Source organism: Streptomyces sp. NPDC048353 (assembly GCF_055587165.1).
This window is the reverse complement of sequence record NZ_JBVJGU010000010.1, coordinates 135333-149659: the sequence shown is the minus strand read 5'-3', so window position 1 is coordinate 149659 and position 14327 is coordinate 135333. Positions and strand designations below refer to the sequence as shown.

General features: G+C 70.7%; 10 protein-coding genes and 5 tRNA genes. 9 read left to right on the top strand and 6 right to left on the bottom strand.

The genetic code is table 11. The annotated features are described in order from the left end of the window. Positions 1 to 6: 6 nt before the first annotated feature. From ACZ6RC_RS30030 to ACZ6RC_RS30010, 5 genes are all read right to left on the bottom strand, one after another. Positions 7 to 3228, bottom strand: coding sequence for a sensor histidine kinase (locus ACZ6RC_RS30030; protein ID WP_391138928.1), 3222 nt, complete (start codon positions 3226 to 3228; stop codon positions 7 to 9). 339 nt (positions 3229 to 3567) lie between these two features. Then, on the bottom strand, positions 3568 to 4149 hold the full coding sequence (locus ACZ6RC_RS30025; protein ID WP_158990864.1) for a GTP-binding protein: 582 nt from the start codon (positions 4147 to 4149) through the stop codon (positions 3568 to 3570). Then, the gene (locus ACZ6RC_RS30020) at positions 4130 to 4537 is read right to left on the bottom strand and encodes a DUF742 domain-containing protein (RefSeq protein ID WP_391138926.1); all 408 of its coding nucleotides are present in this window, start codon (positions 4535 to 4537) and stop codon (positions 4130 to 4132) included. Before ACZ6RC_RS30020 ends, ACZ6RC_RS30025 begins: the two co-directional genes overlap by 20 nt. Before the next feature lie 132 nt (positions 4538 to 4669). Then, on the bottom strand, positions 4670 to 5083 hold the full coding sequence (locus tag ACZ6RC_RS30015; protein WP_260228050.1) for a roadblock/LC7 domain-containing protein: 414 nt from the start codon (positions 5081 to 5083) through the stop codon (positions 4670 to 4672). 9 nt (positions 5084 to 5092) lie between these two features. Continuing rightward, entirely contained in the window at positions 5093 to 8866 is a 3774-nt protein-coding gene (locus ACZ6RC_RS30010) for a sensor histidine kinase (protein ID WP_469589094.1), read from the bottom strand. Between the two features lie 575 nt (positions 8867 to 9441). Between ACZ6RC_RS30010 and ACZ6RC_RS30005 the strand changes: the two genes are divergently transcribed. The 9 genes from ACZ6RC_RS30005 to ACZ6RC_RS29965 all read left to right on the top strand — a co-directional run bounded on the left by ACZ6RC_RS30005 (position 9442) and on the right by ACZ6RC_RS29965 (position 13421). Then, on the top strand, positions 9442 to 9630 hold the full coding sequence (locus ACZ6RC_RS30005) for a hypothetical protein (RefSeq protein ID WP_391138922.1): 189 nt from the start codon (positions 9442 to 9444) through the stop codon (positions 9628 to 9630). Between the two features lie 153 nt (positions 9631 to 9783). Further along, complete coding sequence (locus ACZ6RC_RS30000) at positions 9784 to 10578, top strand: fumarylacetoacetate hydrolase family protein (RefSeq protein WP_391138919.1); 795 nt, start codon at positions 9784 to 9786, stop codon at positions 10576 to 10578. After that, a complete protein-coding gene (gene gltX / locus ACZ6RC_RS29995) occupies positions 10571 to 12049 on the top strand; it encodes a glutamate--tRNA ligase (protein ID WP_469589090.1) in 1479 nt (492 codons plus the stop codon). Before ACZ6RC_RS30000 ends, gltX begins: the two co-directional genes overlap by 8 nt. A gap of 10 nt (positions 12050 to 12059) precedes the next feature. Then, a complete protein-coding gene (locus ACZ6RC_RS29990; protein WP_391138914.1) occupies positions 12060 to 12782 on the top strand; it encodes an HAD family hydrolase in 723 nt (240 codons plus the stop codon). A gap of 89 nt (positions 12783 to 12871) precedes the next feature. After that, positions 12872 to 12943 (top strand) — tRNA-Gln (locus tag ACZ6RC_RS29985). Positions 12944 to 12983: 40 nt separating this feature from the next. Next, a tRNA-Glu gene (locus ACZ6RC_RS29980) sits at positions 12984 to 13056 on the top strand. Positions 13057 to 13144: 88 nt separating this feature from the next. Then, positions 13145 to 13217 (top strand) — tRNA-Glu (locus ACZ6RC_RS29975). Between the two features lie 16 nt (positions 13218 to 13233). Continuing rightward, positions 13234 to 13305 (top strand) — tRNA-Gln (locus ACZ6RC_RS29970). A gap of 43 nt (positions 13306 to 13348) precedes the next feature. Next, positions 13349 to 13421 (top strand) — tRNA-Glu (locus tag ACZ6RC_RS29965). Between the two features lie 126 nt (positions 13422 to 13547). On the opposite strand, the gene ndgR is transcribed toward ACZ6RC_RS29965, so the two are convergent. Next, complete coding sequence (gene ndgR / locus ACZ6RC_RS29960; RefSeq protein WP_366834024.1) at positions 13548 to 14264, bottom strand: IclR family transcriptional regulator NdgR; 717 nt, start codon at positions 14262 to 14264, stop codon at positions 13548 to 13550. Positions 14265 to 14327 lie beyond the last annotated feature (63 nt).

The window sequence follows — 14327 nt, the reverse complement described above, 5'->3', positions numbered from 1 at the left end:
CTCACACTAACGCTCCTGGTTGTAGGTACTGCCCGGGCCGAGGCCCGATCCGTTCGTGTCCGTTCCCGCGCTGCGTCCCTGCTGGACACCGCGGCGCAGGTTGCTCAACCTGCCCCGGACGTCCTCAGGTGCGCGGGAGACCTGGGGGCCGCCCTGCGGGGTCTGCTCCGCCGTGCCCTCGACCAGATTGGCCTTGGGGACCCGCTTCGGAAGACCGGACGAGGTGACCCCGCCCGCCTTCGGGTCGCGGAGCTTCTCGGCCCGCTGCCAGCGCTCGTCGTTGGTCGAGCGCCATTCCTCGGGACCGTCGGCTTCGTTCTGCTGGGCCGGCTGCTGCGCCGGCTGCGGAACCGACCGCGTGGGCAGCGGCTGCTGGGCGGGCCGGGGTGCCTGCGCGGCGGTGCCGCCTCGGCGCGGCAGACCGGCGTCGGTCAGCGCGTGCCCGGCGTCCGGGGCCGGGTTCGGGGTGGGACCCGGACGGTCGAAGCCTACGCGCTCCGAGGGCTGCGCGGGAGCGCTGGGCGCAGATTCCGCTTCCGGCCGGTACTCCTGCTCGTAGCCGCCCTGGTACGCACCCTGCTCGGGCCAGGCACCCTGCTGGGACTGGGTGTCGTAGGCGTTGTCGTACTGCGCCTGCCCGTTGCCCTGACCCTGATAGGGAGCTTCCGTATAGCCGTTGTCGGCGGACCGGCCGTAGTCGCCCGCGGCCTGGCCGTACTCGTCGTAGCCCTGCTGCGGGTAGTCGTATCCGGCGTGCTGATGAGCCGGCTGACCGTAGTCGGACGCGTACTCCTGCCCGTATCCCTGCTCCGGTGCGTACGCCTGGTCCTGCTCCTGCTGTACGTACCCCTGCTGCGAGGAGTCGAGCTCGTCACGGAAGAGCGGGCGGTCGCCGCCCTGCGCCTGCGCCTCCAGGGCCGCACGGCGCTCTTCGCGCATGAGCGAACGGTTCACCGGGTCGAGCTGGCGCTCCTCCCCGGGCTCGTCGTAGCGGGAGTCGTCGAAGCCGAGCTCCGCGGCGGTCCGCATCGGCTGCTGCTGCACCGGCTCGAAGGCGTGCGACTGCTGCTGCGGGATGATCTGCGAGACGGTGAAGTCGTCCTGCGGCAGCGACTCGCCGCCGCCACCGTGGGTGATCGCGTCCGGCAGCATGACGAGCGAGGTCGTGCCGGCCTGCTCGCCCGAGGGGCGCAGCTGGACCCGGACGCCGTGCCGGTCGGCCAGCCGGCCGACCACGAACAGGCCCATGCGCTGCGAGACGGCGGCGTCCACGGTCGGCGGGTTGGCCAGTTTGTGGTTGATGTCCGCGAAGTCCTCGGCGGTGAGGCCGATGCCCTTGTCGTGGATCTCGACCATCACGCGGCCGTCGGGCAGACGGGTCGCGGTGACGCGGACCTTGGTCTGCGGCGAGGAGAACGTGGTGGCGTTCTCCAGCAGCTCCGCGAGGAGGTGGACGAGGTCGGTCACGGCCTGGCCGTGGATCTCGGCCTCCGGGACGCCGGCGAGCTCGATGCGCTCGTACTGCTCCACCTCGGAGGAGGCGGCGCGCATCACGTCGACCAGCGGCACCGGCTGGTCCCAGCGGCGGCCCGGCTCCTCGCCGGCGAGGACGAGGAGGTTCTCGCCGTTGCGGCGCATACGGGTGGCCAGGTGGTCCAGCTTGAAGAGGTTCTCCAGCTGGTCCGGGTCGGCCTCGTTGTTCTCCAGATCGGTGATGAGGGTCAGCTGGCCCTCGATCAGCGACTGGTTGCGGCGCGAGAGGTTGGTGAAGATCGCGTTGACGTTGCCCCGCAGCATGGCCTGCTCGGCTGCGAGCCGGACGGCCTCGCGGTGGACCTGGTCGAAGGCGCGGGCGACCTCACCGATCTCGTCCTGGGAGTCGATCGGGATGGGCTGCACCCGGGTGTCGACCCGGCCCGGCTCGGTACGGGAGAGCTGGTCGACCAGCATCGGCAGGCGCTGCTCGGCGATGGCGAAGGCGGCGGTGCGCAGCTCGCGCATCGAGCGGCTCATCTGGCGCGCCATCATCCCGGCGAGGATGAAGGCGGTGAGGAGCGCGATCACGACGATGCCACCGTTGACGAAGGCGTCCGTCTTGGCGTCGTCCGAGATCGCGGCGGCCTCGGTCACGGCCTTGTCGACGAGCTCCTTCTCGACCTCGGTGTAGCCGTCGAACTTCGCCGTGGCCGCACCCATCCAGGTCTCGAAGGTGACGGCCTGCTTGCGCAGGTCCTCGATCGCGTCGGCGTCCTCGGCGGAACCGATCGCCTCCGCCATACCGGTGTAGACCGAGCCGTCGTCCTGGCCCTTGGGCGGGTTGAGACCGGCGGCCTCGAGCTTCCTGGCCCCCTCGGTGGCCTTCTCGTTCATCACCTTCGTCAGGCGGTCCACGTCCGCCTGGGTGCCACCGGAGACGTACTCGCCGAGGGCGATCTTCTCCAGGTAGTTGTACGAGTTGAACGCCACCGACTGCTGGGCGAAGACCTCGGCCCGCTGGCTGGGGCGCACGAGGAGGTGCGTGCCGATCGAGCGCTGCAGCGACGTGGCGGCCTTGGCGAGCTGGATGGCGTAGACGGTACGGCCGTAGCTCGTGATGTTGCCCGTACCGAGCCCGAGCTCGTTGGAGAACTCCATCAGGTAGTGCTGGACGTCGACGTACCCGAGCTGGGTCTTCACCGGGTCCATGGCCTTGGTGTACGCGACCTCGCGCAGCTTCTTGAGGTCCGGCTCCTTGTCCTGGAACAGCTTCAGGCGGCGCTCGAGGCCCTCGCCCTCCGGCATGTTCTCGGCGGCCTGGGAGAACTTCAGCGCGGCGGCGTCGGTGGCGGCGTACGCCTGCGTGACCTCGTCGCTCTCGCGGTCCTTGGCCGAGGTGGCCTTGAGGAGGGGAGCGGCGGTGAGGTCGCGCTCGTTGAGCAGGGCCTGGCTGTACTCCGAGGCGGCGCGGATGATCAGCGCCGTCTTCTCGGCGTTCTGCGCCTCCTGCCAGGTGTCGATGGACCCCTTCACCTGGAAGCCGCCCATGACGAGGCCGACCAGCACGGGTATGAGGAGAATGGCGTTCAGCCTGGTGGGCACACGCCAGTTCCGGGGGGACAGCTTGCTGGAGCTGCCCTGCGGGGCCGGGGGCGTGACAGGCACCTCCGCGGGCGACGCCACCGCGCGGGTCGGCGGCGTGAAGTTGCCGCGCGCCTGCTGCTCCGCGGAGCTTTCCTTGCTTCGCCTCACTCGACCAACAACCTCTCGGCGTCGGCACCTACGTTGTGCCGGTGTTTCGTTCAGGGCCGTACTACTCGGGAGTTCATGAATTGCAGCACGTGAAGGGGGTCCCATCCAAACAGCTCTGAGCGGTCGCTTTCACCGGTCCAGGCCGAAGATAAAACGGGCATAAAGAGCGAGCCCCGGCAAATTGCGGGGCTCATGTGAGCGCAGTGGCACCGAACGGATGCGTCGGGTGTCCACCGCGCACCAATTCTCTTTCGAAACGTTATGAACGCGGGGGCGGACCGTGTCAAAGGACACAGACCGCCCCCAGAGCGGCGTACGACAACTGCCGTACACGGTCGCCTACTTGAGTCGTGCCATCAGCGCATGCTCCACGAGCGTGATCAAAGCACTCTTCGCGTCCGCGCGGTGACGGGCGTCGGTGGTGATGATCGGCGTCCCCGGACCGATCTGCAGCGCCTCCCGCACCTCGTCGGGAGTGTAGGGCTGGTGGCCCTCGAAACCGTTCAGGGCGATGACGAACGGCAGGCCGCTGTTCTCGAAGTAGTCGACCGCCGGGAAGCAGTCGGCGAGGCGGCGGGTGTCGACCAGGACGACGGCGCCGATGGCGCCGCGGACCAGGTCGTCCCACATGAACCAGAAGCGGTCCTGGCCCGGCGTACCGAAGAGGTACAGGATCAGGTCCTGGTCCAGGGTGATACGGCCGAAGTCCATCGCCACCGTGGTGGTGGTCTTGTCCCCGGTGTGGGTCAGGTCGTCGATGCCGGCCGAGGCCGAGGTCATCACGGCCTCGGTACGCAGCGGGTCGATCTCCGAGACGGCGCCGACGAACGTGGTCTTGCCCACGCCGAAGCCACCCGCCACCACGATCTTCGCGCTGGTGGTCGACCGGGCCGCACCGCCGCTAGAGCTTGCGAAGTCCACTGAGCACCCTTTCGAGCAGTGTCACGTCCGGCGTGCCGCCGGCCTCTCCGTTACCCGGCTGGTGGATCGCCACCATGCCCGCCTCCGCCAGGTCGGCGACCAGGATCCGGGCCACACCGAGCGGCATGGACAGCAGGGCCGACACCTCGGCCACCGACTTGACCTCGCGGCACAGGTGGCAGATCCGCTGGTGCTCGGGGAGCAGGCTGGACAGGTGCGCCGGGTCGGCCGTGGTGCTGACCAGCGCCTCGATGGCGAGCTGGTACCGCGGCCGGGTCCGGCCGCCGGTCATCGCGTACGGACGCACCAGCGGCTGGTCGCCCTCATATCCGTACGACTCGTCGAGCGAGGCGCCGTACGGATCGTGAGAGGCGGGGGGCGGGGTCATGAATCCTCCGGGCGTGACAGCAAGAAGTCTGCCGTCTGATGGGGCCGGTGGGGGGCCGAATGGGGCGGCCGGACGGGGTGTGTGCCCAGTGCGGTGCGGAGGGGCGCACCGCACTGTCGGTCATGGCTGTTCCTAGTGGAGCAGACTGCCCTGGAGCTCCGCACGGAGGTCCGGGGTCAGGACGCTGCCGGCCCGGTCGACCAGCAGGGTCATCTCGTAGCCCACGAGGCCGATGTCGCACTCCGGGTGGGCGAGCACGGCCAGCGAGGAACCGTCGGACACGGACATCAGGAAGAGGAAGCCGCGCTCCATCTCCACCACGGTCTGTGCGACGGAGCCCCCTTCGAAGATCCGGGAGGCGCCCGCGGTCAGCGAGGTCAACCCGGAGGCGACCGCCGCCAGCTGGTCGGCCCGGTCCCGGGGGAACCCTTCCGACATGGCCAGCAGCAGGCCGTCGGCGGAGACCACCACCGTGTGGGACACCCCGGGGGTGTTGTCCACGAAGTTGGTGATCAACCAGTTCAGATTCTGCGCCGCCTGGCTCATCGCACTCAACTAACGCTCCTGCTGGTGGGTGGGGCTGACGTGGAAGGAGCCCGTGGTCGAGTTCCCCGCCTGACGGCCCTGCTGGATGCCACGGCGCAGGTTGGTGAGCCGGCCGCGGACGTCGTCGGGTGCACGCGAGACCTGGGGGCCGGCCGCGTGGGCCTGCTCCTGGGCGGTCCCGGGTACGAGGTTGGCGCGCGGCACCCGCCGCGGCAGCCCCGAGGTGGTGACGCCGCCGGCCGCGGGCTTGCGCACCCGCTCGGCCTGGCGCACCAACTCGTCATTGGGGGAGGTCCGCCAGGAGGCGGGCCCGGCGGCCTGCTGGCCGCCGTCGCCGCCACCCTGCGGCGCGGCGGGGAGCCGCGGGGCCGGGGAAGCGGACGGCTGCTGCTGCGGGACGACCGGGGTCTGCATGGTCTGCTCGGCCTCGGGGACCCGCCCGGCGTCCGGACGGCCCTGGCCGGGCGCCTGGCCCTGGACCGGGTCCTGGCCCTGGGGCTGGCCGCCCTGTGCCTGGCCGTGGAACCAGTTGGTCTCCAGCGTGTCGTACAGCGGCGTACGGCCGTCGCCCGATCCGCTGGCCGGCGGCAGCGCCTCCGGCTGGCGGGGCTGCTGCGGTCGCTGCTGCTGGTTCTGCTGAGGCTGCTGCGGCAGGTTGCCGGCCGGGCGCGGGGCGCCGTATCCGGAACCGCCACCGCGCTGACCCGGGGCCTGCGGAGCCTGCTGCTGGTAGCCCTGGGGCGCCTGCTGCGGTGCGCCGAAGTCGGGGCGCGGGAACGCGGCGGTGGACGCCGGGTCCTGGCCCGCGGGCTGGTAGCCCTGGGGCGCCTGCTGCTGCCCGGTCACGTCCGGACGCGGGAACTGGCCGGTGGAACCGGGGCCCTGGGGCGCCTGCGGACGGGCGTACTGGCCCGTGGTGTCCGGCTCGTCGTGGCCGCGCGGGGCGTCCAGCGGGGACATCTCCTGCTGGGGGCGCCGGACCGGCTGGGCCGGGTCGTTGCCCCAGCTCGCCGCCTGGGGGCGCTGCTGCTGCGGGCCGCCGGGGAGTTCGGCGCGGGCGAAGCCGTTCTGACCCGCCCGGCCACCGCCCTGCGGCGCCTGACCCTGCTGGCCCTGCTGCTGACCCTGCTGGCTCTGCTGGTTCTGCGGGGGCTGGTTGCCCGGACCGGACTGGCTTCCCGGACCGGACGGGTTGCCCTGCCCGCCCCAGACGTCCGTACGGGACGGGATGGCGCGCTGGGCACCGCCGCCGAACCCGCCGGCACCGGCCCCCGGGCGCGGCTGCTCCGGAGAGACGGCCGGCATCTGCGCGGTCTGCGCCGACTGCGGGGCCGGCGCCGGGCGCTGACCCTGACCCTGGCCCTGGTTCGCACCCTGGCCCTGGCCCTGACCCGGCCCCTGGGGGGCGCCGTCACGGCCGGGCAGCGCGGCCCGCGGACCGTTGCCCGCTCCGACCTGGCCGCGCGGGGCCGGCGTACCGCCGAGACCCGGGCGGCCGCCACCGGCGTTGCCGGGGCCACCGGCGCCCGGACCGCCGGGCAGGCGTCCGCCCGGAGCGCCCGCGCCCTGCGGCATCGCGCCCTGACCGCCCGCACCCTGCTTGGGCACGGGCTTCTTGCCGCCGTGGGCGACGTCGACGGGGAGCATGACGAGCGCGGTGGTGCCGCCGGAGTCCGACGGACGCAGCTGGATCCGGATGCCGTGTCGCAGGGACAGGCGGCCGACCACGAACAGACCCATGCGGCGGGAGACGGAGACGTCCACGGTGGGCGGCGAGGCGAGCCGCTCGTTGATCGCGGCCAGGTCCTCGGGGGAGAGGCCGATGCCGGTGTCGTGGATCTCGACGAGCACCCGGCCGTCGGGCAGCGCGTGGCCGGTGACCCGCACCTTCGTCTGCGGCGAGGAGAACGAGGTGGCGTTCTCCAGCAGCTCGGCGAGGAGGTGCACGAGGTCGTTGACGACCCGGCCGGCGACCTCGGTCGCCGGGACCGCGGCCAGTTCGATGCGCTCGTACTGCTCCACCTCGGAGGCGGCGGCACGGAGCACGTCGACCAGCGGGACCGGACGGGTCCAGCGGCGGCCGGGCTCCTCGCCCGCGAGGACGAGGAGGTTCTCGCCGTTACGGCGCATGCGGGTGGCGAGGTGGTCGAGCTTGAAGAGCGAGGAGAGCTGGTCCGGGTCGGCCTCGCGGGACTCCAGCTCGGAGATGAGCGAGAGCTGACGCTGGATCAGACCCTGGGAGCGGCGCGAGAGGTTGGTGAACATCGCGTTGACGTTGCCCCGCAGGAGGGCCTGCTCGGCGGCGAGGCGGACCGCCTCGCGGTGCACGTCGTCGAAGGCCGCGGCCACCTGGCCGATCTCGTCCCGGGAGTGCACGCCGACGGACTCGACGGAGGTGTCGACGTCCTGCGGGTCGGCCTCGGAGAGCTGCTTGACCAGCTCGGGCAGACGGTCCTGGGCGACCTTGGTCGCGGTGTCCTGGAGCCGGCGCAGCGACCGGATCATGGACCGGGCCACGACGAAGGCGCCGACGAGGGAGACGCCGAGGACGAGGAGGATCAGGGCACCGTTGATGATCGCGTCGCGCTGCGACTCCGCGCGCAGCTCACGGGCCTTGGTGTCCATCTGGCCGAGGAGGGTCTCCTCGATGACGTTCATGGCCGTGATCTTGGTGCCGTACTCGTCGGTGAAGTTCAGGTGACCGCGCGGCGTGCGGCCGTCCATGCCGGTGTTGTTGCTCAGCACGCGGTCGGCGTACTTGCTGGCGGCGTCGATGGACGGGTTGCCGGTGGTCAGCGAGGCGGTCAGCTCGTCGGCGTCGCCGCCGGCCGACTCGTAGATGGCGGAGAAGGACTTGAGCTCGACCTTCTCGCCACGCTGGGCGGCGTAGCCGTAGAGGCGGTCGCCCTGCTCCAGCTTGCCGGGCCGGCTGTCGCTGGAGGGGAGGGCCGAGGCGATGATCGCCTGCTGGATGGAGGCGTACTCCTTGGCGGACGAGAACGCGGCGAGCGCCCGGGTCCGCTTGATCATCTCCGGGTTGCTGGTCGCCTGCGCCATGTCCTGGGAGAGGCTCAGCAGCGAGCGGATCAGCCGGCTGTACGCCTCGACCGTCACCGAGTGGGCGACGCCGGGCTTGTAGGCCTCCTGGCGGATGCCGCCGATCTCGACGACCTGCGAGGCGATCTGGCTGATGTTCTGCCGGATGCTCTGCAGCGCCTCGTCGCCCTCGGTCGCGGGCAGCTCCGTGGTGGCGTCCATGAACGCCTTCTGGGCCCGGTCCGTGGCCTTGCGGGGGTTGGCGACCTGGTAGTCGTTGGCCGACTTCTTGTTGGCCAGGGGGCCGGCGGACAGGTCGCGCTCGGCCTGGAGGGCCTGGGCGAGGTCCGTCGCCTCCTTGGTCAGCTCGGTCAGCAGCTGCATGTGCTCCAGCTGCTCCATGTCCTGGAGCGACTCGCTGATGCGGATGCCGCCGAGGCTGGTGGCCGCGACGACGGGCAGGGTCAGCAGCGCGACCAGACGCGTCGAGATGCGCCAGTTGCGCAGGGCTATTCGCGGCCCGGCGTCGACCTCGGCCTTGAGCGGGGGTACGGCCCCGGTCTCGCCGGTCGTCTTGCCCTTGGCCTTCGCGGCGCCCTTGCGCGCGGTGGCCTCACCGCTCTCGGAAGCCGGTCCCTGCGCCTGGTTCTGGGCGTGCTGGGCCGAGGAACCGCGGTCGGTCCCGGCAGCGCGCTCCTGCTCCGCCGCAGCGTCCCCTCGGCCCTGACGGGCCTGGGGAGACCCCATGCCATCCCTCTTGAAACGTCCCTGCACTAGCGTCGCAACCTCTGGACCAGGCGTCCTTTCCGCGTGAACGGAGCAGACGGTGTCGGCGTCGTGGGACGCGAATGCGCCCCATGGTGGTCGTCTGTGACCGGCGCAGATCCCCCTTCCCCACCGCTCACCCGGCGCTGCGTTGCGCCCCCTGCGCGCCGGCTTGAAACCCGCGGCGGTGCGGGAATTCCAGCACAGTGCAGGATCTCCAACAAGGGCCGTGTCCGGGCCCACGAACGGGATGACAACCCGTGAACATCAGGTCACCCCATGTAGAACATGATCACGGAGGAATCGGACGTATTAGCCCCAAAGGCTGACGCGGGCCGAGTGTCCCAGTCGAGATGATCAGGAGCGGAATACGGCATTCAGTGGCGCAATGTCCGTTTCCGTAGCCCCTGATGGCGGTCCGTAATGCCGGGTTTATCCGCGCTTTGGTGAGCAAACTCACACCTGGGTCGTTGTCTGAGGCATGTAATCGAAGGGAAAGGGGCGTTTAGCCTGACGCTTTACATCCGCCCACACTCTGTAGAGGTCCGACACCCGCCATGAAGACGACGATGCTGCTCCGCTCCACGGCCAACCCCCGCCGCACCACGCTCGCGCACCTCGAGGACGCCGAGCGGCTCGGGCGCGGTGTCCAGCCGGAGCACGCGGTCGACCTCCCCAACCAGACGGCCAACCCGCGCCGCACGATCCTGATGACGGCGCCGCAGGCCCTCCAGCCCGCAGAGTAACGGCTCGGCTCCCCTCCGCGGCGCCCGGCCCGTCCCCCGACGGCCCGTTCCCCGCCGCCCGGGCGCCCCATCGGCTCACCTCCGGCGCCCCTCACCGCGTTAGCCTGGAGCGTCAGACTCCAGACCAGTAGCAAGTGAGGGGCGACAGCACTCGTGCGCATCGCCAGATTCTCCATCGACGGCAATGTCGCCTTCGGCGCCGTCGAGGGCGAGGGAACCGTCGAGTCGGGCGGCCTGGTCCTCGACATCATCAAGGGCATCCCGTACACCGACTTCGAGCTGAGCGGCACCAAGGTGCCGCTCGACAAAGTCCGGCTCCTGCCGCCCGTGCTCCCCAACAAGGTCGTCGGTATCGGGCGCAACTACGCCGAGCACGCCGCCGAGCTGGGCAACGAGGTCCCCGACGTGCCCGTCGCCTTCTTCAAGCCCACCACCTCGGTGATCGGCCCCGGCGACGCCATCGAGTACCCCTCCTTCTCCAGCGAGCTGCACCACGAGGCCGAACTGGCCGTGGTGATCGGCCGCATGTGCCGCGAGGTCCCGCGCGAGCGCGTCAAGGACGTCGTCTTCGGCTACACCTGCGCCAACGACGTCACCGCCCGCGACGTCCAACGGCGCGAGAACCAGTGGGCCCGCGCCAAGGGCTTCGACACCAGCTGTCCGCTCGGCCCCTGGGTGGAGACCGGTCTCGACCCGGCCGCCGCCGGCGACCTCACCATCCAGGCCACCGTCAACGGCGAACAGCGCCAGCTCGGTCGTACGAGCGACATGATCCGCTCCATCGAGGACCTGGTCGTCCACATCAGCGAGGCCATGACGCTGCTCCCCGGAGACGTCATCCTCACCGGCACCCCCGCCGGGGTCGGCCCCCTCACCGTCGGCGACGAAGTCGCCGTCACCATCGAAGGCATCGGCACTCTCACCAACAAGGTGATCAAGCGTGGCTAACGCGAACGTCCGCGTACGTTTCTGTCCCTCCCCGACCGGCAACCCCCACGTGGGCCTGGTCAGGACCGCCCTCTTCAACTGGGCGTTCGCCCGGCACCACGGCGGCACGTTCGTCTTCCGCATCGAGGACACCGACGCGGCGCGCGACTCCGAGGAGTCGTACCAGCAGCTGCTCGACTCGCTGCGCTGGCTCGGCCTCACCTGGGACGAGGGCCCCGACGAGGTCGGCGGCCCGCACGCCCCGTACCGCCAGTCCCAGCGCATGGAAATCTACCGGGACGTGGCCGAGAAGCTGCTCGCCGGGGGCTACGCCTACCACTGCTTCTGCACCGCCGTGGAGCTGGAGGCCCGCCGCGACGCCGCCCGCCTGGCCGGCAAGCCCTCCGGCTACGACGGCACCTGCCGCAACCTGAGCGACGAGCGCATCGAGCGCTACCGCGCCGAGGGCCGCGAGTCGATCGTCCGCTTCAAGATGCCCGACGAGCCCATCACCTTCACCGACCTGGTCCGCGGCGAACTCACCTTCACCCCGGACAACGTCCCGGACTACGGCATCGTCCGCGCCAACGGCGCCCCGCTGTACACCCTGGTCAACCCGGTCGACGACGCGCTGATGGAGATCACGCACGTGCTGCGCGGCGAGGACCTGCTCTCCTCCACCCCGCGCCAGATCGCCCTCTACAAGGCGCTGATCGAGCTGGGCGTCGCCAAGGAGATCCCCTCCTTCGGCCACCTGCCGTACGTCATGGGCGAGGGCAACAAGAAGCTCTCCAAGCGCGACCCGCAGGCCTCCCTCAACCTCTACCGGGAGCGCGGTTTCCTCCCCGAGGGCCTGCAGAACTACCTCTCCCTCCTGGGCTGGTCATACTCCGCCGACCAGGACATCTTCACCATCGCGCAGATGGTCGAGAAGTTCGACATCGCCGACGTCAACGCCAACCCGGCGCGCTTCGACCTCAAGAAGGCCGAGTCGATCAACGCCGACCACATCCGCCTGCTGGACGTGAAGGCCTTCGCCGCCGCCTGCGAGCCCTGGCTCCGGGCCCCGCACGCCCCCTGGGCGCCCGAGGACTTCGACCGCGCCGCCTGGGAGGCCATCGCGCCGCACGCCCAGACCCGCGTCACCGTCCTCTCGGACATCACGGCCAACGTCGACTTCCTCTTCCTGAAGGAGCCGGTCTTCGACCAGCCCTCCTGGGACAAGGCCATGAAGGGCGAGCCGGCGGCCCTCCTGACCTCCGCCCGCGCCGCGCTGGAGGCGGCCGACTGGAACGACCCCGAGTCGCTCAAGAACGCCGTCCTGGCCGCCGGCGAGCAGCACGGCCTGAAGCTCGGCAAGGCCCAGGCCCCGGTCCGCGTCGCGGTCACCGGCCGCACGGTCGGTCTGCCGCTCTTCGAGTCCATGGAGATCCTCGGCAAGGAGCGCACCCTGGCCCGGATCGACGCGACGCTGGCGAAGCTGGCGGCGTAATCTCGGCCGCATGCCGATCCGCGCGGTCCTGTGGGACATCGACGACACGCTCTTCGACTACGCCCGCGCCGACCTGAGCGGCATGCGCGACCACCTCGCGGCCGAGGGCCTGGCCGACGGATTCGCCTCCGTCGACCAGGCCCTCGGGCGTTGGCAGGAGCTGACCGTCCTCCACTGGCGGCGCTTCGAGGCCGGCGGGGTGGACTTCCGGGAGCAGCGCCGCGACCGGGTGCGGGACTTCCTCGGCGCTCCCGCCCTGACCGCCGACGAGGCCGACGCCTGGTTCGACCGGTACGTCGCCCACTACGAATCCGCCTGGGAGCTCTTCCCCGACGCCGTCCCCGTCCTGGACGCGCTGGCGGGTGACTACCGTCACGCCGTCCTGTCGAACTCCAGCATCCTCAACCAGGACCGCAAACTCCGGGTGCTGGGGGTGCGGGACCGCTTCGAGGCCGTCGTCTGCGCCGCCGAACTCGGCCACGCCAAGCCGGCCGCCGAGGCCTTCCACGCGGCCTGCGACGCCCTCGGCCTGGCCCCGCGCGAGGTGGCGTACGTCGGTGACCAGCCGGACATCGACGCCCGCGGGGCGGTGGAGGCGGGCCTCACCGGCATCTGGCTGGACCGCGCGGGCATCGGCGGCCGGCCCGAGCTCACCCGCGTCACCGGCCTGCACGAGCTCCCCGCGCTGCTGCGGCGCGATACCCGTTTTGGAGCGTCGGAGACCTTCGGGTAATGTTCTTCCTGCGCCGAGGGGAGCGAGCCGAAAGGCCGGGACCCGAGGAGCACAACCCGAACAAGATCCCGCAAGGGTTCGCGTTTTGGTGGCCTATGGTGTAATTGGCAGCACGACGGTTTCTGGTTCCGTTAGTCTAGGTTCGAGTCCTGGTAGGCCAGCTCGCAGAGCTCATCTGCATCCGCGGATCTCATCCGCAAAGCCCCCGTTGTGTAGCGGCCTAGCACGCTGCCCTCTCAAGGCAGTAGCGCCGGTTCGAATCCGGTCGGGGGTACAGATCCATCCTGCGCATCACCAGGGTCGCTCCCGGTGAACACGTGGTGACATCGCTCGGCACTCCGGTGCCGAGCGGGATCGCTAGGGCCCCCGTTGTGTAGCGGCCTAGCACGCCGCCCTCTCAAGGCGGTAGCGCCGGTTCGAATCCGGTCGGGGGTACTGGTTTAAACCACCATGGCCTATGGTGTAATTGGCAACACTACGGTTTCTGGTACCGTCATTCTAGGTTCGAGTCCTGGTAGGCCAGCTCGCAGAGCTCATCTGCAACGTACGCGGATCTCATCCGCAAGGCCCCCGTTGTGTAGCGGCCTAGCACGCCGCCCTCTCAAGGCGGTAGCGCCGGTTCGAATCCGGTCGGGGGTACGCATCGAAGAAGCCCTTCCCTTCGGGGGAGGGCTTCTTCGCGTCCCGGCGACGACGGACACAACTCCGGCCCACCGCTGCGGCGTTGAAGCGGTGGGCCGGGACGGACGGAATGAGGGCGGCCGGTCAGCCGGTGCGGCGCAGGGCCTCGGAGAGGCGCGCGGCCGCGTCGATGACCGCCTGGGCGTGCATACGGCCCGGGTGGCGGGTCAGGCGCTCGATCGGCCCGGAGACCGACACGGCCGCCACCACGCGGTTCGAGGGTCCCCGCACGGGCGCCGAGACGGACGCCACGCCCGGCTCCCGCTCACCGATCGACTGGGCCCAGCCCCGGCGCCGTACGCCCGACAGCGCGGTCGCCGTGAAGCGGGCGCCCTGAAGGCCGCGGTGCAGCCGCTCGGGCTCCTCCCAGGCCATCAGGATCTGCGCCGAGGAGCCGGCCTTCATCGTCAGCGTCGAGCCGACCGGGACGGTGTCCCGGAGGCCGGACAGCCGCTCGGCCGCCGCCACGCAGATGCGCATGTCGCCCTGCCGGCGGTAGAGCTGGGCGCTCTCGCCGGTGACGTCGCGCAGATGCGTCAGCACCGGGCCCGCCGTGGCGAGCAGGCGGTCCTCACCGGCCGCGGCGGCGAGCTCCGCCAGGCGCGGTCCGAGGATGAACCGGCCCTGCATGTCGCGAGCCACCATCCGGTGGTGTTCCAGTGCCACGGCGAGACGATGTGCCGTGGGTCGTGCGAGTCCCGTCGCCGCGACCAGACCTGCGAGGGTGGCCGGACCGGACTCCAGGGCGCCCAGGACAAGGGCTGCCTTGTCGAGAACGCCCACGCCGCTAGAGTTGTCCATGCAACGATACTCGCGTCTCACTCTGTGAAACGCAAGTTCAATTTCTCCCGGAACCTGTGACCC